Consider the following 23,477-nt stretch of genomic DNA (forward strand, 5'->3'; position numbering starts at 1 on the left):
TGCCACCGAAAAAACTCCCCTCCCCACCAGAAAGGAAACCACCATGACCTTCTCCCCCCGCTTTGCCAGCCGCACCCGCCGCGCCCTTGTGGCGGCCGCTGCACTGGCCACCGTGGCCGCCACAGGCACTGCCACCGCGCAGACCAAAACGCTGTACATCGGCATGAACGGCGGCACCATGGAGAAGGCGTACACGCAGTACGTGTTCCCGGCGTTTGAAAAGCTGCACGGCGTGAAGGTGGTGGTGGTGCCCGGCACGTCCTCGGACATCCTGGCGAAAGCCCAGGCCAACAAGGACAAGCCGCAGATGCACGTGATGTTTCTGGACGACGGCATCATGGTGCGCGCCATGGGCATGGGCCTGTGCGAAAAGCAAAAACCCAACCAGCATCTGAACGACATCTACCCCGCCGCCCGCTTCAAGGACGACCTGGCCAGCGGAGTCAGCGTGGGCATGACGGGCATCGCCTACAACACCAAGATGTTTGCCGAAAAGGGCTGGGCCGCGCCCACCTCGTGGATGGACTTTGCCGACCCCAAGTACAAGGGCAAGGTGGTGTTCCAGTCCATGCCCTCCTCATCGTTCGGGCTGCACGGCTTCTTGATGTTCAACCGCATCCAGGGCGGCAACGACAAGAACGTGGAACCCGGCTTTGCCAACTGGGCCAAGACCATCGGCCCGAACGTGCTGGAGTACATCCCGAGCTCGGCCAAGATTTCGGAGATGGTGCAAACGGGCGAGGCCGCGATCTTCCCGCTCACGCCCACGGCCGTGGCTGCACTCAAATCCAAGGGCATTCCGGTGGAATACGCCCAGCCCAAGGAAGGCTCGGTGGTGCTGATGACAGGCCAGTGCGTGATCGCCAAGAACAGCGAGCCCGAGCTGGCGCAAAAACTGGCCGAATTTCTGCTGAGCCCCCTGGCCCAGGCCAATGTGCTGCAGTTTGGCGCGCAGATCCCCACCAACCCCAAGGCCCCGGCCGTGGGTGAAGGCGCCGAGCAGGTGGCCAAGATCAACCAGTGGATGAAAAACGCCGTGACCCTGGACTGGGACAGCGTCAACGCCAACCGCCCGGCCTGGAACACGCGCTGGAACAAGACCATCGAGCGCTGAGCAACGGGGCCGTTGACGCGCGCCACACCACACTGGCGGCGCGTTTGTGACAAATGTCACCGGCTGCGCCACGCCCTGCGGCAGGAGGGTGTCACAAACCGCTTCTTCGAATCCAGAATCCGGCGCCTGAACACGCTGATTCGTTCAGTTGCCATTCATTCGAAGAAGAGGGATACCACCATGAAACGCTGGATCAAATGGACCGCAGGCGGCGCGCTGCTGCTGGGCGTGGTCGTTGTGGCCACAGCCACCAGCGGCCTGTACCTGGCCGAGCAAAAGCGCAACCGCTACATCGACATCAAGCCGCGCCCCGTGGCCTACACCACCGACGCGCAGACCATTGAGCGCGGGCGGTACCTGTATGCGTCGCGCGGCTGCACCGACTGCCACGGCGCGCAAGGCACGGGCCGCGAGTTTGTGAACGACGGCAAGGGCACGCGCATCGTGGGCCCCAACATCACCCCCGCTGGCGTGGTGGCCCGCTACCAGCCCGAAGACTGGAACAGCGTGATCCGCCACGGCGTCAAGCCCAATGGCCGCCCGCTGCTGGTGATGCCCAGCGAGGACTACAACCGTTTTACCAACGACGACCTGAATGCCCTGGTGTCTTACGTGCGCCAGTTCAAGCCGCAGGAGGGCACGCAGGCCGTGGTGGAACTGCCCCGCCCTGCCTGGGTGCTGTACGGCTTGGGCGCGATCCCCGACGCAGCCGCGCGCATCGACCACCAGCTGGCGCCATCGCGCCCCGTGCCTGCGGGCGTGACGGTGGCCAACGGCCAGTATGTGGCCAACATGTGCATCGGCTGCCACGGCGCAGACCTGTCGGGCGGCAAGATCCCGGGCGGCCCGCCGGACTGGCCCGCCGCTGCCGACATCCGCCCCGGCGCCAACAGCGCCATGGCCCGCTACCCCAATGCCGCCAGCTTTGTGGCGATGCTGCGCACTGGCAAGCGGCCGGATGGCACGCCGATCCAGGTGATGCCGTTTGAGTCGCTGGGGCAGTTGAGTGATGTGGATGCGAAGGCGCTGTATCTGTTCTTGACAGCCCCTGGTGCCCTTGCCAAGGCGGGGGGCGCCGGGGCGGGCGTGGGCCATGCACCGGCGAGTGGGGAGGTGGGGCTGAACGGTGGAGTTGCGGACGCGCATGTGGTGCGGGTGGAGCAGCCAAAGGGGCCGCAGCATCGGCCGTCGAACGTGCCTTCGGTGTCTTCGGGGTTGCGGATGCCGGGGTGATGTTTGGTCTTGGATTTTTTGATGTTTTAGGCCGCTAGCGCTTATTCATCAAGCGCTAGCAGCTACTATTTTTGTAGTGGACGTGGGGTTTTTGCCCCACCCGCTCGGGCCGAACTTGCCGAAGCCTGGGCTGGTTTGCTGGCTTGCTGGTGTGTGAGGCATGCCTGTTCAGAGAAGAGGCCCGGCCGGTTCATGGAACACTCGGCAATCACTATCAATACCATAGCATCTCGCGCTTGATGGATAAGCGCCAGGGCGCCAAAATCCCCGAAACCCCTTAAGGATGACCTGCATAACTCCCTGCGGTCTGTGATAGCGCGGTCTCGGGCGGGCCACTGCGTTGCTTTTCTTGCCAATAGCGCGGCTATTGGCTGCAAAAAGACGCCTTGTGCCCCATCCCGATCCGCACTACCACCGCCTCGCGAGGGTTATACAGGTCATCCTTAACCCCCCGCAGCCCCCTGCGGCACATGGTTGCGCAGCAGCCACCGCGTTTCCCGCGTGGCCTCGGTGTCCGGGTGGCGGGACTCCAGCGTGGCCAGCACGCGCAGGGCCATGTCGGCGCGGTTCATGCCTTGCAGCAGCACGCGGGCCACCAGTTCATAGGCGGCGGGCACGCTGTCGTGGTTTTTGAAGCGGCGGTCAAAGCCCTGCAGCAGGGCCAGCGCGTCTTTGGCGTTGTTGGCATTCCAGGCGGCTTTGGCCAGGTTGAGGGTGGCGTTGGCGTCCTGCAGCGCAAACTGGGCGTCCTTGGCCCGGCAGGTTTGAAAGACCTTGAGCGCTTCGCCGCCCTGGCCCGAGCGCAGCAGCAGCGGGATGTAGCGCTGGGCATGGTCCAGCAGGGTGGCGGTTTTGCCTTCGGCCAGCGTCAGCACACGGTGGTAGCGGCGCTGTGCGGGCACTTCGTCGCTGCGGGTGCGCTGGTCTTCGTAGGCTACGCCCAGGGCGCCGACCATGTCGCCCGCGGTGATCAGCGCGGCTACGTGTGCGTCGGTGGCGTCTTGCTCGATCTGGCGGGGGCTGCGGCGGTCCACAGGGGTGCCGTCGTCGTCCAGGCCTGCGCCGGGCAGCAGGTCAATGCCAAAGGCTGCATGGTTCTGGTACATCGCGTAGCCCAGCAGGCTGGCCATGACCCAGCTGAAATAGATCAGCAGCCAGTTGACGATGGGCAGCAGGATCCAGCCCTTGAAGATGGGCACCAGCATGCCCAGCGCAATGAAGGTGCCCTGGCTCAGCAGGAAGAGGAACAGGCACAGCAGCAGGTAGGGCCAGCCAATGGTGCGCACGGCGTTCCAGGCGTTGGCGGGGTTCAGGGTTTCGGTAAAGCTGCAGGTCTGCACCAGCACGATCTGCGTGGCGGGCAGCAGGAAACACATGGCCAGCCAGGCCAGCGTGCCCAGCACGGGGTTCAGGCGCTGCAGCCAGCCCACGGCCATGGCTTGCACGATCAGGATGGCGAACAGCTTCCAGGGAAGGTTCTTCCAGTCAGGGTCCAGCTCGGAAGGGTAGTCTTCGGCCTTGTAGATGCCGCGCGAGCCCAGGGCCGTGACTTTGAATCCGTAGCGCGATGCGGCCAGCAGGATGCCGATCTCCACAATCAGGATGCCCAGGGCGTCGGGCACAAAGAAGATCAGCTTGAACAGCAAGCTGGAGAGCGCCAGCAGCACGCTGTACATCAGCGGCTTGGGTTGCAGCGGAAACGCGAAAAAGGTGTTGATCTGGTGCCAGAACGGACGGGGCGTCTTTGCGGTTTCGCGCTGCATGGGGTGCCCCGGGCTTATTTGGAGAAGAAGTCGGACTGCGACATCCCGCGCCCGCCCGCCATGCGCACCACGGTGCGCTGGTCGGAGCGCAGGAGCTTCATTTGCCCCATTTCGCGCACGAGTTGCTCGTTGAAGGTGGAGCTGAACTGCATGACGGTTTCCCCCATCTTCAGCAGGCTGGTGCCTTTGACCTTGGCGCTTTTGCGGCCCGGTTCGATCTCGATGCTGTCGATGTGGAACTCGAACTCGACCGTCAGGATGCCGCCCATGCGGTCACCGATCTGCTCGAACATCTGCATGCTGGCCTTGAAGGCCTCGCACTGCTGGTCGTGGTTGAGTGTGCTGCGCTGCGTCTGGCCGTTCATCACCGTCTCGTCCTGGATGATGGCCTTGCTGCTGAGCTGTTTGCACATCAGCTCAGCGTCTCGCTTGTAGAGGGCGTGCGCGCTCTGGTCGTAGTAGGCGCGCACCATTTTTTCGTCCAATGTGCGCCCACCGACAAAGTAATACCAGGCGCCCGCGCACAAGGCCGCCAACAAGACGATCTTTTTCATGATTCCCTCTCTCCCGCTTTATTTTGCGGCGCAGTATACCGGTGGGGTTTGTGCGCACTGCCCGCCAGCCTTGGCGCGCGGGGGCTGCGAACGAGTTGTTACCTTCCGTGTCATCGCAGCAGGGGGCGGTCTCCGGCATATCGGCTACCCTCGCGGTCGAGTCGGATAGAGGGATGTCAAAAATGAATGTCTTGCAACGTGCCCTGGTGTTGTTGTCGGGGGCTTTGGTTTCGATGGGCGCACACGCCCTGCAGATCACCAGTTTTTCACCGCAGGGCGAAGTGGCCCGGGTGCGGCAAGTGGTGGCCAAGTTCGATGCGGCGGCCGTCAACTTCGGCGACCCCAAGGCGCCCGCGCCCATCAACCTGAGCTGCAGCGATGCCAGCGCCACCAAGGGCACGGGCCGCTGGACAGGCGAGCGCGAGTGGGTTTTCGACTTTGAAAGTGACCTTCCACCCGGCGTGCGCTGCACCGCAACGGTCAAACCCGGGTTCAAATCGGCCTCTGGCGCAGATCTGACGGGCGCCAAAAGCTATCAGTTCAATAGCGGCGGGCCGTTTGTGCAGACCATCCGCCCCAACCCCTACCAGGCCATCGACGAAGAGCAGTTCTTCGTGCTGCAGCTCAACGGGCCCGCCACCACCGCCAGCGTTCAGGCCAATGTGTGGTGCACGGTGGAAGGCGTGGGCGAGCGCGTGCCGGTGCGGCTGATTGAAGGCGCGCAGCGCGCCGAAATATTGAAGACGCTGGGCCTGGAAAAAAGCGCGGCGAAAGAACCCCTGCAGTACGCCACGCTGGCCTGCAACCGGCGGTTCACCTCGGGCTCGCGCATGCAGATCGTGTTTGGCAAGGGCGTGGCCACGCCCAGCGGCGTGGCCACGCCCAGCGGCGTGGCCAACACGGTGGAGAAGCGCTTTGACTTCAAGGTGCGCGAGCCGTTTGCGGCCGAGTTCAGCTGCGAGCGAGAGAACGCGCAGGCGGCGTGCCTGCCCATCCGGCCGATGCAGCTGTCCTTCAACGCCCCGGTGCCGCGCAGCCTGGCCACGGCCATTCGCCTCAAGTCCGCCAAGGAAACCCTGAAGCCCCAGACCGATGGCGGCATCGAGGGCCAAAAGGGGGATGCGCTGGTCAACAGCGTGCAGTTTGCGGCGCCCCTGGCTGAAAACACGGCCTTCACACTGGAGCTGCCCAAGGATTTCAAGGACGCCTCGGGCCGCCCGCTGCGCAACGCAGACAATTTCCCGCTCAAGGTGGCCACCGGCGGCATGCCGCCCCTGGCCAAGTTTGCGGCAGCGCCCTTTGGCATCGTCGAGCGTTTTGCCGAAGGCCCGCGCTCTGACAACCCCCCAGCGCTGTTGCCCGTGACACTGCGCAACGTGGAAGCCGCCCTGCGCGTGCAGGGCCTGCAGCCGGGCACCGTGAGCACGCTCAAGCCGCGCACCGACGCCGACATCATTGCGTGGTTCAAGAAGGTGCAGCGCTACGACAGCTACGTGGTGGATCGCAAGCAGGCGCGGCGCGACGTGACCGGACCGCTGCCCAAGGTGCTGGACGAAGACAAGGAGTATGTGCAGTCGCGCATGCTTTCGCTGCTGGCGGGCAAGGGGGGCGTGAAGACGCTGGACTTGCCCAAGCCAGCGAGCAACGACCCGCGCCCGTTCGAGGTGGTGGGCATTCCACTGCCGCCCGGCTTCCATGTGGTGGAGATCGCCTCGCAAAAGCTCGGCGCTTCGCTGCTGGATGAGCGCCACGGCGACGCCCGCACAATGGTCGTGCGCACCTCGGCCCTGGTGACCAACCTGGGCGTGCATTTCAAGCTCGGCCGCGAAAACGCCATGGCCTGGGTGACCACGCTGGACAAGGGCCAGCCGGTGCAGGGCGCCACGGTGCGTGTGAGCGACTGCAAGGGCAATGAGCTGGCCAACGCACTGACCGATGCTCAGGGCGTGGCCCGCATCGAAGGCCTGTCGTCCGACCCCACCCGCTGCGGCGATGGCGGCGACTACGGCGACGGCGGCAACGCCTACTTCGTGAGCGCGCGCCACAAGGACGAGGGCGGCGTGGAGGACATGGCTTTTACCTGGAGTGACTGGCAGCGCGGCATCGAGCCCTGGCGCTTCAACGTGCCCACGAACAGCGACCCGCGCCCCAGCGAACGCGCCCACACCATTTTTGACCGCACCTTGTTTCGCGCGGGCGAGACCGTGTCGATGAAACACGTGCTGCGCTCGGAAACCCGCCAGGGTTTTGCGCTGCCCAAGGCACGGCCCGAAACCCTGGTCATCACCCATGTGGGCAGTGGCCAGCAGTTCACCCAGCCCGTCGCCTGGCGCGACACGGCCACGGGTGGCATCAGTGCGCTGAACAGCTTCGCCATCCCGCCCGCCGCCAAGCTGGGGGTGTACCAGGTGGAGCTGCGCAAGGATTCCGGTGATGAACGCAGCTTCGGCTCCGGCGAGTTCCGGGTGGAGGAGTTCCGCCTGCCCGTGCTGGAGGGGCGCATCACCCCGGTCGAGAAGAAGGCCCTGGTGCGCGTGCGCTCGGTGCCCACCGATGTGCAGATCAACTACGTGGCGGGCGGCGGGGCCGCCAACCTGCCGGTGCGCGTGTCGGCCATGGTGCGCGGCAAGGCGCTGCAGTACAGCGACTACGAGGCCTTCCGCTTCACACCACCCCGCAAGCGCGAGCAGGAAAGTGCGAACAGCGACGACGAAGAAGCTGCGGCCCGCCAGGATGCACGCGTGATTGCCGACAAGCTGCCGCTCACGCTGAACAAGGACGGTGCGGGCAAGGTCACCATCGACAACGTGCCCCAGGCCCGCCAACCGCAGGAGCTGCTGCTGGAAGCCACCTACGCCGACCCCAATGGCGAGGTGCAGACCATCCGCAGCACGCAAGCGCTGTGGCCCGCCGGTGTGGTGGCGGGCATCAAGACCGAGGGCTGGGTGTCTGCCCGACAGAAGATCCGCTACCAGGCGCTGGCCTTGCAGCACAACGGCAAACCCGCCGCCGACACCTCGCTGCAGGTGCAGGCCATTGCCCGCATCACCACCAGCACGCGCAAGCGCATGGTGGGCGGCTTCTACAGCTACGACAACCAGACCGAAACCAAAGACCTGGGCACGCTGTGCAGCGGCAAAAGCGATGCACGCGGCCTGCTGCTGTGCGAATCCAAGCTCGACGAGCCCGGCGAGGTGGAGCTGGTGGTGACGGCCACCGACAAGGACGGCAACACCAGCGTGGCCGCCTCGTCAGTGTGGGTCACGCGCCAGGGCGAGCTGTGGTTTGGCGGTGAAGACCACGACCGCATCGACCTGCTGCCCGAAAAGAAAAGCTACCAGCCCGGCGAGATCGCCAAGTTCCAAGTGCGCATGCCGTTCCGTTTTGCCACGGCCCTGGTGGCCGTGGAGCGCGAAGGCATCATCGACACCCAGGTGGTGCAGCTCAACGGGCAAGACCCCACGGTGAGCCTGAAGGTGCAGCCCGACTGGGGCCCCAATGTGTACGTGAGCGTGCTGGCCCTGCGTGGCCGCCTGCGCGAAGTGCCGTGGTACAGCTTCTTCACCTGGGGCTTCAAGGCGCCGCGCGAGTGGTGGACCTCGTTCTGGTACGAAGGCAAGGAGTACCAGGCGCCCACGGCGCTGGTGGACTTGTCCAAACCCGCGTTCCGTCTGGGCATGGCCGAGATTCGCGTGGGCACAGCGGCCCATCAGATCGACGTGAAGGTGACGGCCGACAAGGAGAGCTACGCCGTGCGCGGCAAGGCCCAGGTCACCATCACCGCGACCCTGCCGGGCGGCAAGCCCGCTGCCAATGCAGAGGTGGCTTTGGCCGCTGTGGACCAGGCCCTGCTGGAGCTGATGCCCAACACCAGCTGGAACCTGCTCGAAGCCATGCTGCAGCGGCGCAGCTGGGGCGTGGAGACATCGACCGCGCAGATGGAAATCATCGGCCGCCGCCACTACGGCAAAAAGGCCGTGCCTGCAGGCGGTGGCGGGGGGCGCGCGCAGACGCGTGAGCTGCTCGACACGCTGCTGCTGTGGGAGCCCTCCATCCAGCTCGACGCCAACGGCCAGGCCAAGGTGACGGTGCCGCTGAACGACGCACTCACCACCTTCAAGATCGTGGCTGTGGCCGATGCCGCCACGGGCCTCTTCGGCACCGGCAGCACCAGCATCCGCGCCACGCAGGATTTGCAGATCATCAGCGGCCTGCCGCCGCTGGTGCGCGAGGACGACAAGTTCCGCGCCCAGATCACGCTGCGCAACACCACCAAGACGGCGATGAAGGTGGAGGTATCGCCGCGCGCCACGCTGCTGGACTTGAAGCCGCAGACCATCGACATCCCGCCCGAAGAAGCGCGTGAAGTCGCCTGGAACGTGACGGCGCCAGCGCAACTGGCGCAGACCCGCGCCGAGACCATCCTGTGGGAGATCGAGGCGAAGGACACGGTGGGCGGCGCGCGCGATGCGCTCAAGGCCCGCCAGCGCATCATCCCGGCTGTGCCACTCACGGTGCAGCAGGCCACGCTGGTGCAGGTGGACGGCAGTTTCAACCTGGATGTGAACCCGCCAGCGGACGCCATCCCCGGCCGGGGCGGCCTCAAGATGTCGCTGCAGCCCAAGCTGGCCGAAGGCCTGCCGGGCGTGCGCGACTGGTGGGCCCGCTACCCCTTTGCCTGCCTGGAGCAAAAGACCAGCAAGGCCGTGGGCCTGCGCGACGGCGCGCTGTGGCAGACCGTGGTGGCGCAGTTGCCCACCTACCTCGACAGCGACGGCCTGGCCAACTACTTCCCACCGCGCGATGGGGATGGCAACCGGGGCAGCGACACGCTGACGGCCTACGTGCTGGCCGCTACGCACGAGGCCGCCAGCATCAACCCCGCGTTTGCATTGCCCGACGCCGCCCGCGCGCCCATGGAGCGTGGCCTGATCGCGTTTGTGGAAGGCCGCATCCAGCGCAGCTTCTGGAGCCCCCGCAAGGACCTGGACATGCGCAAGGTGGCCGCGCTCGAAGCCCTCTCGCGCTACGGCAAGGCCCAGGGCCGCATGGTCAGCAGCATCACCATCGCGCCCAACCAGTGGCCCACGCACACGGTGATCGACTGGGTCAACGTCTTGAAGCGCGTGGCCGATGTGCCGCAGCGCGACCAGCGCCTGGCCGAGGCCATGCAGATCCTGCGCAGCCGACTGTCGTTCCAGGGCACCAAGCTCATCTTCAGCACCGAGCAGGACGACTACTGGTGGTGGCTGATGCAAAACGGCGACGTGAACACCGCGCGCCTGATGCTCGCGGTGATGGACGACCCCACCTGGAAGGACGACATGGGCCGCCTCGCCAACGGCTTCATCAGCCGCCAGCAGGCGGGCGCCTGGCACACCACCACCGCCAATCTGTGGGGCGGGCTGGCGCTGGAAAAATTCAGCGCCAAGTTCGAGGCCGTGCCAGTCTCGGGCACCACCAAAGCCGCGATGTCTGGCAACACCGCCAGCGTGGACTGGAGCAAGGTCGAACGCTTGAAGGCCAGTGACGCCACGGGCGCCGCACACCAGACCACCTGGTTCGGCGCGCCCGCATCGCCCGGCAACCTCAAGAACAACGACATGTTCCTGGCCTGGGGCAAAGCGGGTGGCAAGGAGAACCTGGCGGTGACCCACCAAGGGCCCGGCAAGCCGTGGCTCACCCTGCAATCCGTCGCCGCCATCCAGCTCAAGGCGCCCTTTGCTGCGGGATATGCCATCACCAAGACCGTGACACCCGTGGAGCAGGCCAACAAGTCACTGCCCGCAGGCCAGTACACGCGCGGCGACGTGCTGCGTGTGACGCTGGAGGTGAACGCCAGCGCCGACATGACCTGGGTGGCCATCACCGACCCGATTCCGGGCGGTGCCACCATCCTGGGCAGCGGCCTGGGCCGGGATTCGCAGATCGCCACCCAAGGCGAGAAGCGCAGCGGCGCGGGCTGGCCCGCGTTCGAGGAGCGCAGCTTCGAGGCCTTCCGCAGCTACTACGAATACCTGCCCAAGGGCACGGTCAAGATGGAATACACCGTGCGCCTGAACAACGTGGGTGACTTTGCCTTGCCGCCCAGCCGGGTGGAAGCCATGTACGCCCCCGAGATGTTTGGCGAGGTGCCCAACGCGCGGGTAAAGGTGGAGGCGGCTCGGTAAACCGCAGCGCCATGCAACCTTCCGTTTTGAGCCTGCCCTTCAGCACAACGCCATGAGCCTCAGTGTTTTTGTGGAACTGCGGTTCTGGGTGCTGGTGGCGTTTTCGCTGGTTTTGCCTGCGGGCATTTACGGGTTGCTGCTGGCGACCCGGTCCATCTCCCGCGTGGCCGTACTCGGCTTTGGTGTGGCGCTGGTGCTGATCGCAGGGGTGGACGTGTACCTGCTGCAGTCGCTCGCGTCCCTGGCCAAAACCACGCCGTCGCTGGCCGACGACGCGGTGTTCATCTCCGAGCTGTCCATCGCGCTCTATGTATTGCCCGTGGTGTTTGGTGGCATTGGCGTCAACCTGATTTCGCACGTGCTGCTGCGCCACCTGAGCGAAGCCGAAACCCGGTTTGACCGGGAGCATCCCAATGGCTGAGCGCCAGGGGGGCGGCGTTCGCCGCTGGTACGCTGGCTGGACTCTCTGGATAGTCAGCGCATCGGCCGCCTGGGCTATTCCGGCGTTTGACGAGGTGCGAGCCGACTTCAAGCCCTCCGACACCCTCATCCTCTCCCGCGAAGGCGAGGTACTGCAGCGCCTGCGCACCGACGCCACCGTGCGACGCGGCCAGTGGGTGCCTTTGGCGGAGGTGTCGCCCGCCCTGCGCACGGCCCTGGTGCTCAGCGAGGACAAGCGTTTTTTTGAGCACAGCGGCGTGGACTGGCGCGCCGCATCGGCCGCTGCCTGGGGCAACCTGTGGAATCAGCGCACGCGCGGGGCCAGCACCATCACCATGCAGCTGGCGGGTTTGCTGGACGGTGACTGGCGCCAGGGCCCTGGCGGGCGCACCGTGGTTCAAAAGCTGGGGCAGACGGTGGCCGCACAGGTGCTGGACCGGCGCTGGCGCAAAGACCAGATCCTGGAGGCCTACCTCAACCTCGTGCCGTTTCGCAGCGAGCTGGTGGGCATTGATGCCCTGAGCCGCACGCTGTTTGGCAAGGCCGCGCACGGGCTGGACGACCGCGAGGCGGCGGTGGCTGCTGCGCTGGTGCGCGCGCCCAATGCCCGGCCCGCGCTGGTGGCGCAACGGGCGTGCGGGGTGCTGCGCGATATGCAGGCCACCAGCGGCGCGCGCCCCGCGCAGCGCGCCACCCCAGCCCTGGCCCGTGTGGATTGCGATGCGCTGGACCTCTTCACCACCGCCGCCCTGCAGCGCCGCGCATTTGATGCGAGCGAAGGCGTGGCGCCGCACTTCGCCCGCTACCTGCTTCGCCAGCGCTCTGGCAAAGACGGCGCAGTGCCCGAGCGTGTGTCCAGCACCCTGCGCGCGCCGCTGCAGCGTTTTGCCGTGCAGAGCCTGCAGCAGCACCTGCGCGAGCTGCGCGGGCGCAATGTGGAAGACGGCGCCGTGCTGGTGCTCGACAACGCCACGGGCGCGGTGCTGGCCTGGGTGGGGTCTTCAGGGCAACTGAGCCAGGCCAGCGAGGTCGATGGTGTGCTGGCGCTGCGCCAGCCGGGCTCCACACTCAAGCCGTTTTTGTACGCGCAGGCGATTGCCGAGCGGCGCCTCACGGCGGCTTCGCTGGTAGAGGATTCGCCCGCGCAGATCACCACTGCCAGCGGCCTGTACATCCCGCAGAACTACGACCGGCAGTTCAAGGGCTGGGTGTCGGTGCGCACGGCGCTGGCCGCGTCGCTCAATGTGCCGGCGGTGCGCACGCTGGTGATGGTCACGCCCGACGCATTCCACCGCCAGCTCGGCGCCGTGGGCTTGCCGCTGCGCGAAAGCGGCGATTATTTTGGCTACAGCCTGGCGCTGGGCAGCCCCGAGGTGCCGCTGCTGCACCTGACCAACGCCTTCCGCACGCTCGCCAACGGCGGACGGTCGAGTGCTGTAGCGCTCTCGGATGTTGCCAAGCCGCGCTTTGCCCCTGCGCTGGACGCCCGTGCCGCCTTCATCGTGGGCGACATCCTCTCGGACGGCAACGCACGCGCCCGCACCTTCGGCACCGACAGCGTGCTGGCCACCCGCTTCTGGACGGCCGTGAAAACCGGCACCAGCAAGGACATGCGCGACAACTGGGCCGTGGGCTGGTCAGAGCGCTACACCGTGGGCGTGTGGGTGGGCAACGCCAGCGGCGCGGCCATGCACGACGTGAGCGGCACCAGCGGCGCGGCACCCATCTGGTCGGCGGTGATGGGGTTTTTGCATGCCCGCGAGCCCAGCCGCGCCCCCAAGGCCCCCGTGGGCCTGGCCCGCACAGCGGTGCAATTTGGGCCCGTGGCGCCGCAGCCCGGCAGCCCGGACCCACGCGGCGGCGGCCAGCCGCTGGAGGCCGCGCGGGAAGAGTGGTTTGTGCAGGGCACCCAGCAGGCGTTTTTTGCTATTAATTCGGTAGCTATTAGCGCTTACCCATCAAGCGCTAGTGGCCAAAATGATGCTAAAAAATCTGCGCCCGATGCGGCCGTATCTCCTGCGGGTCTGCCCCCGCGCATCACCGCCCCCGCCCCGGGCACCATCATTGCGCTGGACCCCGACATCCCCCCGGCGCGCCAGCGCCTGCAGTTCACCGCCACGGGCAATGCGGTGCAGTGGCGGCTGGATGGCAAACCCCTGGGCCGAGGCCCTCGGGTGGCCTGGTTGCCCTGGCCCGGGCGCCATGTGGTGCAGCTCACCGACGCGCAGGGCAAGGTGCTGGACGAGGTCCGTTTGGAGGTGCGTGGCGCAGGTGTGGTGGCCCAGCCTCTCCGGGCAGGTGCGCATTGACGCTGACAAGTCCGAGGAATACGGTGTGACTTGGGGCCAAGTCCCTGTTAAGGCGGCTGTTTAAAATAGTTACAAACTATCCCTATGCCCTCCCTTCGCCAGTTTTTCTCTCACCGCCTCATATGGCTGGCTTTGCTGGTGGCTCTGGGCATTGGTGCCTTGTTTGCCCGCACCATCTGGACCATTCGCAACGACGAATGGAGCTACGCGGTGCAGACCAACTCCAACCTGGCCCGCACCATGGAGCAGGGCCTGGCCTGGTCGCTGGACTCGTTCGACAAATCCCTGGAGGGCGTGGCCCGCGAGGTGGCACGGCCCGAGGTATGGGCGCTGCCCCCCGACCTGCGTGCGCGGGTGGTGTTTGACAACTCGCTGCGTGCGCGCGGCGCGGGCGATGTGCTGGTGCTGGACGCTCAGGGCAACGTCATTCTGGACTCGGGCTCCCTGACCCCTCGCCGCACCAACTTGGGCGACCGCGACTACTTTCTGGCATTCAGTGAGCGGGGCGAGCGGGAGCTGTTCTTCGGCAAGCCCGTGCCTTCACGGGTGACGGGTCTGAACATCCTGCCCATTTCTCGTCCGTACTTCCATGCAGACGGCAGCTTTGCCGGGGTGGTGGTCGGCGCTATCCGCCTGAGTTATTTCAACGAACTGTTTGGTTCGCTGGACCTGGGCTCCAACAGCGGGGTCAACATGTTTCGGCGGGACGGGGTGGTGATCTCCCGCTTTCCGTATGGTGATGCTGATGTCGGCAAAACCATCGCTGGTACGCCTAACCTGCTGCGTTTTCAGGCCGAGGGCACAGGCTCTTTTGTCGGTAAGGCCGCGCTCGACGGCGTGGAGCGCCTCTACTCCTTCCGGCCTGTGGGCAACTACCCGCTGATTCTGAACGTGGCCCAGTCCACCGACACCATCTTGGCCAAGTGGAGGAGCAGTGCCTGGGTCCTGGGTGGTTTTGCTGCGCTGTTGATGGCTGGCTGCCTTGGGTTGGCGCTGCTGTTCGTGCGTGAGCTGGTGCTGCGCCAGCAGGTTTCGGCGCGTTTGGCCGAGGCTGAGCATGACCTGCGCACCATCCTCGACAACGTGCCTTCGATGATTGCCTACTGGGATGCCAGTATGCACAACCGCTTTGCCAACCGGGCGGCACTCGAGGAGTTCGGCACCTACCCGGTGCCTGTGCGCGGCCGGCATATCAGCGAGCTGCTCAGCGAATCCCGCTACGCGGCCAGCAAGCCCTACTACGACCTGGCGTTGGCGGGTGCACCGCAGCGCTTTGAACGTACGGACCAGAACCCGAAAGGCCAGCCGCGGCACAGTATCGTCTCCTACCTGCCCGACGCAGACGCGCGCGGCGTGGTCACCGGGCTCTTCGTGCAAGTGACGGATATTACCGAGCGCAAGCACATGGAGAACGAGCTGTTCGACGAGAAAGAGCGCGTGCGCCTGATGCTGCAAGCCATTGGCGACGCAGTGGTCTGCTCGGACGCGAAGGGCATGGTGACCTACCTCAACCCCGTGGCAGAACGCCTGACGGGCTGGCAGGCGTTTGATGCGGCAGGCCACACCGTGGACGAGGTGGTGAGCCTGCGCAGCCCTGACAACGATGAGCCTTTGACCAACACGCTGCGTGCGGCCATCCAGTGCGGCATGGCGACTCCCCCCGTGCGGGGTGTGCTGTTGCACCGCACCAATGGTCAGCGCTTTCAGGTGGAGGAAACCGCCAGCCCCATCACCGACCGCCATGGCACGGTGACCGGCGCCGTGGCCGTACTGCGCGACGTGACCGAATCGGTGGTCATGGCCGAGCGCATGGCCCACCTGGCCCAGTACGACGCACTGACCGACCTGCCCAACCGCGTGCTGCTGCAAGACCGCGCCCAGCTGGCCATCTCGCAGGCCCGCCGCGAAGGCAAGTGCCTGGCCGTGATGTACCTGGACCTGGACGGCTTCAAGGACGTGAACGATACCCTGGGCCACGATGTGGGCGACCTGCTGCTGGTGCAGTTTGCGCAGCGCCTGAAGGCTGCCGTGCGCGCGTCCGACACCGTGTGCCGCCAGGGCGGGGATGAGTTTGTTGTGCTGCTGCCGGGGCTGGACGGCGCCGAGGCCGCCTGCCACGTGGCGCGCAAGATCCTTGCGTCGTGCGACGCGCCCTTCGCGCTGGCGGGGCGTTTTCTGCAGGTGGGGCTGAGCGGCGGCATCGCACTCTTCCCTCAGCACGGCGATACGTTCGATGCGCTCTCGCGCCATGCCGACAGCGCCATGTACGCCGCCAAACGCGGCGGGCGCATGCGCTTCATGCTCTACCGGGGCCCGGACGCCGAGCCCGAGGTGGTGCTGGCCGCTGTGGACGCTGGGCAGGATCCATAAGCCGCCAGAGTTCTGGCGCGGTATATTGCTATAAATTTTATAGCAATTTGCGCTTTCCAAATAAGCGCTAGCAGCCAATTTACTTGGAATTCTTGCCCCTCCAAGGCCCCCGTTCTCCCACCGCCTTGGAAATTTGTTGCAGCCCGCACAAATAATTTTGATGGCCCACCCGCAGGCAAGTGCCTACCATTCGGCGCAGTCCTGTCTGCCCCCTGTGCAACCCCTTTCTGGAGTGTCCGCGTGCCCGATCTGTCCAAAATCACCTGCATTGAAGACCTGCGTGTCATTGCCCAGCGCCGTGTGCCGCGCATGTTTTATGACTACGCCGATTCGGGTTCGTACACCGAGGGCACCTACCGTGCCAACGAAAGCGACTTTCAGCGCATCAAGCTGCGCCAGCGCGTGGCCGTGAACATGGAGGGCCGCAGCACCCGCACCACCATGGTCGGCCAGGACGTGGCCATGCCCGTGGCCATTGCGCCCACGGGTCTCACCGGCATGCAGCATGCCGACGGCGAGATCCTGGGTGCCAAGGCGGCCAAGGCCTTCGGCATCCCGTTTACGCTCTCGACCATGAGCATCTGCTCCATCGAAGACGTGGCCCAGCACACGGGCAACTACCCGTTCTGGTTCCAGGTGTACGTGATGCGCGACCGCGACTTCATCGAGCGCCTGATCGACCGCGCCAAGGCCGCCAACTGCTCGGCGCTGCAGCTCACGCTGGATCTGCAGATCCTGGGCCAGCGCCACAAGGACATCAAGAACGGCCTCTCGGCCCCGCCCCGCCCCACCATTGCCAACCTCATCAACCTGGCCACCAAGCCGCGCTGGTGCCTGGGCATGCTGGGAACGCCGCGCCGCAGCTTTGGCAACATCGTGGGCCATGCCAAGGGCGTGGGCGATCTGTCGTCGCTGTCGTCGTGGACGGCCGAACAGTTCGATCCGCAGCTCAACTGGGGCGATGTGGAGTGGATCAAGAAGCGCTGGGGCGGCAAGCTGATCTTGAAGGGCATCATGGACGCCGAAGACGCGCGCCTGGCCGTCAACAGCGGCGCCGATGCGCTCATCGTCAGCAACCACGGCGGCCGCCAGCTCGATGGCGCCCCATCCTCCATCGCCGCGCTGCCCGGCATTGCCGCTGCGGCGGGCAAGGACATCGAGGTGTGGATGGACGGCGGCATCCGCAGCGGGCAGGACGTGCTCAAGGCCCGCGCGCTGGGCGCGCAGGGCACGCTGATCGGCCGCAGCTTCCTGTATGGCCTGGGGGCCTTTGGTGAGGCAGGCGTGACCCGCGCGCTGCAGATCATCCAGAAAGAGCTGGACATCACCATGGCGTTCTGCGGCCACACCAACATCAACACGGTGGACCGCTCCATTCTGTTGCCAGGCACCTATCCGACCTGAGTCTTGCCGACTCGCCCTTGCAAAGGCCGCGCTGCGGCCTTTGTTGTTTCTGGCTTCCGGGTGAATCCATCCTCCCTTTTGTGGCGTATTCAGCTACAGCAAAGCCCCGCAAGTCCTTGAAACCCGATCCATCCCAGAGAATGGGCGCATGAGCACCCCCCAACCAGACCGTGAACTGATGGAACTCCTTGACCGCATCGCCGCGCAGGAAGACTCTGCGCTCAAAAGGCTGTACGAGCGCACCTCGTCGCCGCTTTTTGGCCTGGCCTTGCGCATTGTGCGCAACCGCGATGTGGCCGAGGACGTGCTGCAGGAGGCCTTCCTGAGCATCTGGCGCGGCGCCGGCAACTACCGCGCATCACTCAGCCCGCCCATGGCGTGGATGGGGCTTATCGTACGCAGCCGGGCGCTGGATGCGCTGCGCAAGCGCAGCAGCGACCGGGCCGACCTCATGAACGAGCTGGACGACGAGCTGGCCCAGACGCTGGAGGGCGATTCGCCCAACCCCATGGACACGGCCGATGCCAGCGAGCAGTCGTTTGCGCTGCACCACTGCCTGGGCAAGCTCGACCACAAACAACGCGAGGTGGTCAGCCTGGCCTATCTGCGTGACCAGAGTCACGGCGAACTGGCCGAGCAGCTCAAGTTGCCGCTGGGCACCGTGAAGACCTGGATCCGCCGGGGGCTGGAGCAACTGCGCACCTGCATGGCGCGTTACGCCTGAGCACGGAAGGTCCACCATGAACATCACCCAACACCCCGACCTGCTCGACCGCCTGGCCGCCAGCTATGCCCTGGGCACGCTGCGCGGCGGCGCCCGCCGCCGCTTTGAAACACTGGCACGCGAACATGCCACCGTGCGCGCCGCCGCCCTGGTGTGGCAGACCCGCTGGTCGGGCCTGACCGAGCTGCAACCTGCCATCGACCCCGCCCCCGCCGTGTGGACCCGCATCGACAACCTCGTGCAGGCCGACAAGGCTGCGGCGGCCATGCAGGCTGCGCGTGTGCCCCCGGCTGCTGCGGCCCCCGGTGGCTGGTGGCGCAACCTGCTGGTGTGGCGCGGTGCAGCCGCTGCGGGGGCCATCGCCACGCTGGCGGCCGTGGTGGTCGGCGTGCAGGTCAATGGTGGCCTGCGTGCCACCACCGGCGCGCAGATTGCCACGCTGCAGCAGCAACTGCAGGCCACACCCCAGATCCAGTACGTGGCCGTGCTGGCCGACGACAAGGCGGACGCGTCGATGCTGGTCACCTTCGACCCCAAGAACAACCAGCTGGTGCTGCAGCGCGTGGGCGGCTTTCAGGAGGGGGCGGACAAGTCGCTGCAACTGTGGGCGCTGCCACCCGGCCAAGGCCCACGCTCGCTCGGTGTGCTGGGGCATGACAAGCTGCTCAAGCTGGTGGCCCAGGAAGGTGATGTGAAGGAAGTGCCCACACTGGCCATCAGCCTGGAGCCGCTGGGCGGCGTACCCAGCGCCACAGGCCCGACCGGGCCGGTGCTGTTCAAGGGCGCACTGATCCGCAAGGCCACCTGAACGGCACACAGCGGGCTGCCGCGTGGGATTGCCGCATGGGGTTGCCGGATGGGGCGGCGGGACGCCTCCCACAAAGAATCGTCGCAGCCGCTGAATCCAGAGGGTTCTCTTCGCCGTATAGGTGGTGGGGTGCTTGGCACCTCTCTATCCACCTACGAGGAGATCTTCATGCCATTGAGAAGAATCAGTCTGGCCGTGCTGGCTGCCCTGGCGGCCAGCGCAGCGGGCGTCAGCCTGGCGTCCAGCCACCGCGAAGCACCGTTCATCACGACCCAGCCCAAGGTTGACGGCGCCGATTTCTACCTGTTCAACAGCTACGAACCGGGCCGCGCGGGCTTTGTCACCATGATCGCCAACTACCTGCCGCTGCAGGATGCCTATGGCGGCCCCAACTACTTCAGCCTGGACCCGAATGCGCTGTATGAGATCCACATCGACAACAACGGCGACGCGGCAGAGGACATCACCTTCCAGTTCCGCTTCAAAAACACGCTGAACAACGGTGGCAACGGCACCACCCTCGACATCGGCCCTGACGGTGCCCGCAAGAAGGTAGCGATCCCGCTGCGCAACGCCGGGGGCATCAGCGGCGCGGCGGCCGACCCGCTGGCCTACCGCGAAGAGTACGAGATGTTCATCGTGCGCGGTGACCGCCGCACCGGCAAGCGCGAGCAGATCAGCATGGCTGGCGGGGGCACCACCTTCACCAAGCCCATCGATTACATCGGAGAAAAATCCCTGGGCAATGCCGCTGCCTACGACGCCTATGCCAGCAAATATGTGTATGGCATCAACATCCCCGGCTGCTCCACGCCCGGCAAGGTGTTTGTGGGCCAGCGGCAGGACCCGTTCCCTGTGTCGCTGGGCACCATCTTTGACCTGGTGAATGCGCCCGCTGCGGTCATCACCAGCGAGTCGAATGCAGCGGCTTTTGGTGCCGGCCAGATTGCCGACAAGAACGTGACCTCGCTGTCCGTGGAAGTGCCCACCAGTTGCCTCACGGCTGCATCGGGCGAGAAGGTCATTGGCGGCTGGACCACTGCCAGCCTGCGCCAGGCCCGCCTGCTCAACAGCAAGCCGGACTCGGGCCTACAGGCCAGCGAGAAGGCCGGTGGCGCATGGACGCAGGTCTCGCGCCTGGGCATGCCGCTGGTCAATGAGGTGGTGATCGGCCTCAAGGACAAGGACAAGTTCAACGCGTCCAAGCCCAAGGACGATGCCGCCAACTTTGCGGACTATGTGACACACCCCACGCTGCCCGCGCTGGTCGAGACGCTGTTTGGCGCCAAGGCCCCCACCAACTTCCCGCGCACTGATTTGATGACGGCGTTCCTCACGGGCCTGCCCACGGTGAACCGCCCCGGAAACATCACCGGCCTGGGCGCAGGCGGGCCCCTGGCCGAAATGCTGCGCCTGAACACCGGCATTGCGGCCACGCCAGTGGCTGCACAAAGCTCCCTGGGCGTGGTCGCCGGCGATGCGGCAGGCTTCCCCAACGGGCGCCGCCTGGGCGACGATGTGGTGGACGTGTCCCTGCGTGTGGCCATGGGTGCGCTGTGCACGGTGACCGGTGCCTCGGACGCACTCAAGGTGGGCTGCAAGCCCGGTGACGCCCCGGCAGGAGGCGTTGCATTTGTCGATGGCTCACGCACGAAAGCCACCGACTACCGCACAGCCTTCCCCTACGTGAACCCACCACTGCCCGGTGCCAAGAACTTCTGATCCGAAGGAGACACACCATGCAAAAGAACTTTCGGATTCAGCACCTGGCGCTCACCTCGGTGGCGGCATTGGCCATCACCGGTTGCGGCGGGGGCGGAGGCGGTGACAACACGGCAGACCCTGGCAATGGGGGCCCCGTGATGGTGAACGCGTTCGCGTACGTGCAGCCGATTGTGGCCAGCGGCGCATCGGACAACACCGAGCCTCAGGCGGTGGACCAGTTGGTGCTGTCCAGCACCGAGACCGAAGAGCCCGATTCGCGGCTCTGACCTTCCGCGATGCCCCTGGCTGCGCCCTGAATGGGCGTAGCCAGGAGCGTCCGTGGGTGAGTTTGCCTCCTCCCATACCCCTTGTTATCACGAGCCCATGAAGAAACCTTCTCACATTTTGTGTGCGGCCATGTGCCTTGTGTTCTGGGCTGGCACGGCCCTGGCTGCCTTGCCGCAGGACTTGCCCCCCGGCCTGGATGCCGATGTGGTCGAGCGCCTGCCCGAGCGTGTGAGTGCAGCTCCCGCCACCCCCCAGGCCGCCGCCGCCATCGCCCGGCGCTGGATCAGCTTGTCACGCGAGACGGCGGACCCGCGTTACCTGGGCCGGGCTCAAGCGGCCCTGGCACGCTGGTGGGGCCAGGCCGATGCCCCCGCCGATCTGCTGGTGTTGCAGGCCACCGTGGAACAAGGGCGCCATGAATTTGCAGCAGCGCGCGCCACGCTGGAGCGTGCCTTGCAGGCCAACCCCGCGCAGGTGCAGGGCTGGCTCACGCTGGCCACGCTGGAGCGTGTGGCCGCGCGCTATGAGGCCGCCGAGGCCGCCTGTCGCAACGTGGCGCGCTACGGCGCCACGCTGTATGCCACCGCCTGCCTGCTTGAAACCCGTTCACTTCAAGGTCAGCACGATGCTGCGCGCAGCGGTCTCACCGCCCTGTGGCAGCAGGCTGCGGGGGATGCCACCCAGCGGGCCTGGATCGGGTCACTACTGGCCGAAAGCGAAGAGCGCGCAGGGCGCGATGATGCCGCCGACGCTGCCTACCGCCGCAGCCTGGCCGATGCCCCCGACGGCTACACCGCGCTGGCCTATGCCGACCAGCTGTTGCGCCGCAACCGTGCGAGCGCCGCGCTGGAGGTACTCAGGCACCAGCCCGACAGCGATGCCGTGCTGCTGCGGCGCGCACAGGCCCTGCGGCTGATGGGGGACGCCGCGTGGCAACCCCTGGCGCGCGACCTGGAAGCGCGGTTTGCCGCCATCGCGGCGCGCGGCGAGGGGCTGGATGCCCATGCCCGGGAGCGTGCCTTGCTGGCGCTGTGGTTGCAAGGGCAACCCGCCGCCGCATGGAAGGCGGCCCGCACCAACCTTGCCCTGCAGAAAGAGCCACTCGACTGGTGGCTTGCACTGCAGACCTCTGAACAATCGGGCGACGCTGCCGCCCACCAAGCGGTGCGGCAGGCCCTCCTGCAAACCGGGCTGCAGGACGTGCGCCTGGCGCGCTGGCAACCCCGGGGAGGCCAATGATGCGCTGCGAACACTGGACAACGGCCCCCCTGCGAGCCATGGTTGCGGTCGTGTTGCTTGCCGCGGCGCTGGTGCCCAGCGCACGGGCCCACAAGGCCAGCGACGCCTATCTGCGGGTGGCGGATGCCCCGGCACCCCAGGGCGCTGCAGGGGCAGGCGCATCGGTAGGCCTGGTGCTGTCGGTGGCGTTGAAGGATGTGGACGCCGCGCTGGAGCAGCTCGATGCCAATGGCGACCGCCAACTCACCTGGGGGGAGGTGCGGCAGTCCGCGCCCGCCATGGCCCAGTGGGTGGGCCAGGGCATGTTGTGGCAGTGCGATGGAACGGCGACGGCCCCCGCCTGGCGCTTTGAAGCACTGGAGCAGCGCACCGATGGCCGTTACGCGCGACTGGCTGCCACGCTCCCCTGTGCGCCCGCCCAGGCAGTCACACTGCGCTACGGGCTGATGCAGGGCATCGACCCCACGCACCGTCTGCTGGTGGGCGGTGTGCTCGGCGGCCAGCCGCTGGCGGCCGTGCTGGCCCCCGATGGGCGCGCCAGCACCGACCTGCGATCCGCAGGCAGCGGTGTCGCACCCCAAGGGGAGCCAGGTGCGCAAGGGGCTGGAGGTGCAGACGCCCAGGAGCCCGCATCCCCACGCAGTGGTGTGGCAACACTGCTGCAATTTGTGGCCGAAGGGGTGCACCACATTCTGCAAGGCTATGACCACCTGGCCTTTTTGCTGGCGCTGTTGCTGCCCATTTCGCTGGTGCTGCAGCCTCTGCCTCGCAGCCCGCAACCGATGACAAAGCAGCTGCCTGCGTCCCGGACGACTGACGCTCTGGATCGCCGTACCGGGATGAAGACGCTTTTGCTCACCGTCACGCTCTTTACCCTGGGCCACTCGGTCACGCTGGCACTGGCGGGCCTGGGCTGGGTGACGGTGTCGGGCAATTGGGTGGAACCTGCCATTGCGATCAGCATTGGTATCTCGGCGCTGCTGAATCTGTTCCCCGTCCGGGGCCTGCGCGGCCACTGGCTGGCGCTGGGCTTTGGCCTGATCCACGGCCTCGGCTTCTCGGGGGTGCTGGTGGAGGCAGGGATTTCAGGCAGCTCGCTGGTGTGGGCGTTGGCGGGGTTCAACCTGGGGGTCGAGGCGGGGCAACTCCTGGTGGTGGCCCTGTGGTGTGCTGCATCCTTGGTGCTGGCGCGTTGGGCGCTTTACCGCACGGTGGTGGTGCGGGGGGGCTCGGCGGCGCTGCTGGTGTTGTCGCTGTACTGGACGGTGCAGCGGATCGCTTTTTCGGGCTGAGCCACCGCGCCAGCGGCGGCGTGGTTCAAAGACCCTCGGCAGCGCTCTGGAATATGCATCCGCT

The 23,477-nt window shown here is 66.3% G+C and carries 15 protein-coding genes; 13 read left to right on the forward strand and 2 right to left on the reverse strand.

Features of this window, described 5'->3' with window-relative positions:
* Window positions 1–43 precede the first annotated feature (43 nt).
* Complete coding sequence (locus C8C94_RS11520; RefSeq protein WP_121420803.1) at window positions 44–1,114, forward strand: ABC transporter substrate-binding protein; 1,071 nt, start codon at window positions 44–46, stop codon at window positions 1,112–1,114.
* Window positions 1,115–1,294: 180 nt separating this feature from the next.
* A complete protein-coding gene (locus C8C94_RS11525; RefSeq protein WP_121420804.1) occupies window positions 1,295–2,347 on the forward strand; it encodes a c-type cytochrome in 1,053 nt (350 codons plus the stop codon).
* Window positions 2,348–2,790: 443 nt separating this feature from the next.
* Here C8C94_RS11525 and C8C94_RS11530 read toward each other — a convergent pair whose 3' ends face one another.
* Together C8C94_RS11530 and C8C94_RS11535 are read right to left on the reverse strand one after the other, a co-directional pair.
* Complete coding sequence (locus tag C8C94_RS11530) at window positions 2,791–4,110, reverse strand: tol-pal system YbgF family protein (RefSeq protein WP_121420805.1); 1,320 nt, start codon at window positions 4,108–4,110, stop codon at window positions 2,791–2,793.
* 14 nt (window positions 4,111–4,124) lie between these two features.
* Window positions 4,125–4,664 carry a hypothetical protein gene (locus tag C8C94_RS11535; RefSeq protein ID WP_055400622.1) on the reverse strand — a complete coding sequence of 180 codons (540 nt, stop codon included), beginning with the start codon at window positions 4,662–4,664 and terminating at the stop codon, window positions 4,125–4,127.
* A gap of 182 nt (window positions 4,665–4,846) precedes the next feature.
* Here C8C94_RS11535 and C8C94_RS11540 point away from each other — a divergent pair, with 182 nt between their 5' ends.
* From C8C94_RS11540 to C8C94_RS11590, 11 genes are all read left to right on the forward strand, one after another.
* A complete protein-coding gene (locus C8C94_RS11540; RefSeq protein ID WP_121420806.1) occupies window positions 4,847–10,834 on the forward strand; it encodes an MG2 domain-containing protein in 5,988 nt (1,995 codons plus the stop codon).
* Between the two features lie 52 nt (window positions 10,835–10,886).
* Window positions 10,887–11,255 (forward strand): hypothetical protein, encoded by a 369-nt coding sequence (locus C8C94_RS11545; RefSeq protein WP_055400618.1) that lies wholly within the window; start codon window positions 10,887–10,889, stop codon window positions 11,253–11,255.
* Window positions 11,248–13,584, forward strand: a complete 2,337-nt coding sequence (gene pbpC, locus C8C94_RS11550) for a penicillin-binding protein 1C (RefSeq protein WP_121420807.1) — start codon at window positions 11,248–11,250, stop codon at window positions 13,582–13,584. The genes C8C94_RS11545 and pbpC overlap by 8 nt, the downstream gene beginning before the upstream one ends.
* 84 nt (window positions 13,585–13,668) lie before the next feature.
* Window positions 13,669–15,954, forward strand: a complete 2,286-nt coding sequence (locus tag C8C94_RS11555; protein ID WP_121420808.1) for a diguanylate cyclase domain-containing protein — start codon at window positions 13,669–13,671, stop codon at window positions 15,952–15,954.
* A gap of 240 nt (window positions 15,955–16,194) precedes the next feature.
* Window positions 16,195–17,358, forward strand: a complete 1,164-nt coding sequence (locus C8C94_RS11560; RefSeq protein ID WP_121420809.1) for an alpha-hydroxy acid oxidase — start codon at window positions 16,195–16,197, stop codon at window positions 17,356–17,358.
* 148 nt (window positions 17,359–17,506) lie between these two features.
* Complete coding sequence (locus C8C94_RS11565) at window positions 17,507–18,082, forward strand: RNA polymerase sigma factor (protein WP_121420810.1); 576 nt, start codon at window positions 17,507–17,509, stop codon at window positions 18,080–18,082.
* A gap of 16 nt (window positions 18,083–18,098) precedes the next feature.
* Entirely contained in the window at window positions 18,099–18,890 is a 792-nt protein-coding gene (locus C8C94_RS11570; protein ID WP_121420811.1) for an anti-sigma factor domain-containing protein, read from the forward strand.
* Window positions 18,891–19,058: 168 nt separating this feature from the next.
* Window positions 19,059–20,612, forward strand: coding sequence for a DUF4331 domain-containing protein (locus C8C94_RS11575; RefSeq protein ID WP_121422814.1), 1,554 nt, complete (start codon window positions 19,059–19,061; stop codon window positions 20,610–20,612).
* Window positions 20,613–20,629: 17 nt separating this feature from the next.
* Complete coding sequence (locus tag C8C94_RS11580; protein WP_121420812.1) at window positions 20,630–20,881, forward strand: hypothetical protein; 252 nt, start codon at window positions 20,630–20,632, stop codon at window positions 20,879–20,881.
* Window positions 20,882–20,978: 97 nt separating this feature from the next.
* Window positions 20,979–22,121 (forward strand): hypothetical protein, encoded by a 1,143-nt coding sequence (locus C8C94_RS11585; protein WP_147433252.1) that lies wholly within the window; start codon window positions 20,979–20,981, stop codon window positions 22,119–22,121.
* Entirely contained in the window at window positions 22,121–23,413 is a 1,293-nt protein-coding gene (locus C8C94_RS11590; protein ID WP_158603817.1) for a HupE/UreJ family protein, read from the forward strand. The genes C8C94_RS11585 and C8C94_RS11590 overlap by 1 nt, the downstream gene beginning before the upstream one ends.
* Window positions 23,414–23,477: the final 64 nt, after the last annotated feature.

The sequence above is a fragment of the Acidovorax sp. 94 genome (assembly GCF_003634645.1).
GTDB lineage: Bacteria > Pseudomonadota > Gammaproteobacteria > Burkholderiales > Burkholderiaceae_C > Acidovorax > Acidovorax facilis.

What these genes read in the sequence shown, in the direction of transcription:
- C8C94_RS11520 (WP_121420803.1), top strand. Translation starts at nt 44, where the DNA reads ATGACCTTCTCCCCCCGCTTTGCCAGCCGCACCCGCCGCGCCCTTGTG.
- C8C94_RS11525 (WP_121420804.1), top strand. Translation starts at nt 1,295, where the DNA reads ATGAAACGCTGGATCAAATGGACCGCAGGCGGCGCGCTGCTGCTGGGC.
- C8C94_RS11530 (WP_121420805.1), bottom strand. Translation starts at nt 4,110, where the DNA reads ATGCAGCGCGAAACCGCAAAGACGCCCCGTCCGTTCTGGCACCAGATC.
- C8C94_RS11535 (WP_055400622.1), bottom strand. Translation starts at nt 4,664, where the DNA reads ATGAAAAAGATCGTCTTGTTGGCGGCCTTGTGCGCGGGCGCCTGGTAT.
- C8C94_RS11540 (WP_121420806.1), top strand. Translation starts at nt 4,847, where the DNA reads ATGAATGTCTTGCAACGTGCCCTGGTGTTGTTGTCGGGGGCTTTGGTT.
- C8C94_RS11545 (WP_055400618.1), top strand. Translation starts at nt 10,887, where the DNA reads ATGAGCCTCAGTGTTTTTGTGGAACTGCGGTTCTGGGTGCTGGTGGCG.
- pbpC (WP_121420807.1), top strand. Translation starts at nt 11,248, where the DNA reads ATGGCTGAGCGCCAGGGGGGCGGCGTTCGCCGCTGGTACGCTGGCTGG.
- C8C94_RS11555 (WP_121420808.1), top strand. Translation starts at nt 13,669, where the DNA reads ATGCCCTCCCTTCGCCAGTTTTTCTCTCACCGCCTCATATGGCTGGCT.
- C8C94_RS11565 (WP_121420810.1), top strand. Translation starts at nt 17,507, where the DNA reads ATGAGCACCCCCCAACCAGACCGTGAACTGATGGAACTCCTTGACCGC.
- C8C94_RS11570 (WP_121420811.1), top strand. Translation starts at nt 18,099, where the DNA reads ATGAACATCACCCAACACCCCGACCTGCTCGACCGCCTGGCCGCCAGC.
- C8C94_RS11575 (WP_121422814.1), top strand. Translation starts at nt 19,059, where the DNA reads ATGCCATTGAGAAGAATCAGTCTGGCCGTGCTGGCTGCCCTGGCGGCC.
- C8C94_RS11580 (WP_121420812.1), top strand. Translation starts at nt 20,630, where the DNA reads ATGCAAAAGAACTTTCGGATTCAGCACCTGGCGCTCACCTCGGTGGCG.
- C8C94_RS11585 (WP_147433252.1), top strand. Translation starts at nt 20,979, where the DNA reads ATGAAGAAACCTTCTCACATTTTGTGTGCGGCCATGTGCCTTGTGTTC.
- C8C94_RS11590 (WP_158603817.1), top strand. Translation starts at nt 22,121, where the DNA reads ATGCGCTGCGAACACTGGACAACGGCCCCCCTGCGAGCCATGGTTGCG.